Here is a 1,028-nt window from a genome sequence, read left to right as displayed (position 1 = left end):
TAATAAAGCTATCTCCCGTACCAATTCGTGATTCTCTACTTGGAGGTATTTGAGATGTTCCTGTGAAAACCTTGCCGGGCTTGGTATGAAGGCTATGCCAATTTCGGCTTCCACAAGAGTGCTTAGCCTTGCAGGTTCATCTCCCTCATACACATCTTTAGGTACAAATCCAGCCGATTTGCAGACAGAGTCCACTAAATCGCGAGTACCGTAGCCTCTCTTTACACCAACAAACCATTCATCCCTTAGTTCTGTCAAGGATACGCTGTTTCGGTCTGCCAGTCGATGCCCCTTTGGAACAGCTACTAGGATTGGGTCGATGAACACGATTTGACATTCAATGTCATCCCCTTGTATAGGAGGTGAGGACAAGCAGAAATCGACCTCTCCTCTATGAAGAAGCGTAACCATTTCCTGCGTGGTCAGCATTTGCACATGAAATTGGATATTGGGCTGCTTTTTCCGAAACTCTCGAAGGATATTGGGTAACGTGCTTGCGGTAGTCACCGCCAATTCGAGTGTGCCATGTTCCGGGCTGGAAAAATCGCTAATCTCCTGCTTCCCCTGTTCCAATTCAAACAACGCCCTTTCTGCACGGCGAAGGAATCTGCTTCCGAACTCATTCAATCGTAGCTTCCTCCCTATTCGATCGAATAGAGGGACCCCTAAATCCTCCTCCAAGCGTTGAATCGTTTTGCTTAGCGACGATTGAGTAACGTGCAGACTTCGTGCAGCTTCGGTCACATGTTCCAAACGAGCTACCGCGAGAAAATATTGCAGTTGAAGAAGTTCCATTTCGCACCCTCCATTCATTCCCTCAAGTCAATGAAATCATAACATAAAATGCGTTGGAATAAATAAACGATTTCAAGTACGATGACATCAATACACATTGGGGGTGACCAAAAATGAATGCTCGCAGCAGGTGGTTGATGATTTCTGTTGGCCTTGGGATACTATTGAACCCATTAAATTCTTCAATGGTTTCAGTTGCTATTCCAAGGCTGCAAAATGTGTTCCAACTTGAC

Annotated in this window: 1 protein-coding gene; it reads right to left on the bottom strand. The window is 45.5% G+C overall.

Annotation, left to right across the window (positions count from 1 at the left end; translation table 11 throughout):
- Nucleotides 1–795: LysR family transcriptional regulator (locus tag AC1DWB_RS36025; RefSeq protein ID WP_477545847.1), on the bottom strand; the 795-nt coding region annotated here is incomplete at its 3' end.
- Between the last annotated feature and the right edge of the window lie 233 nt (nucleotides 796–1,028).

Source organism: Paenibacillus sp. P4_E11, from assembly GCF_056401635.1.
This window is presented reverse-complemented; position numbering and strand designations above follow the sequence as displayed.